This window comes from Arthrobacter sp. Y3225116 (genome assembly GCF_059091245.1).
In genome coordinates, this window is sequence record NZ_JBNHGL010000640.1 from 1 (window position 1) to 250 (window position 250).

Consider the following 250-nt stretch of genomic DNA (forward strand, 5'->3'; position numbering starts at 1 on the left):
TTGGACTTCTGCTTTTAAGCCCAGATAACTGGCCTGAATATGTTAATGAGAGAATCGGTATTCCTCATGTGTGGCATGTTTTCGTCTTTGCTCTTGCATTTTCGCTAGCAATTAATGTGCATCGATTATCAGCTATTGCCAGCGCCAGATATAAGCGATTTAAGCTAAGAAAACGCATTAAGATGCAAAACGATAAAGTGCGATCAGTAATTCAAAACCTTACAGAAGAGCAATCTATGGTTTTGTGCGC

The 250-nt window shown here is 39.6% G+C and carries 1 protein-coding gene; it reads left to right on the forward strand.

What is annotated here, in order from left to right:
- The coding region (locus AC5RV2_RS19340; protein WP_250406021.1) for a super-infection exclusion protein B at positions 1–250 on the forward strand (250 nt) is incomplete at both ends.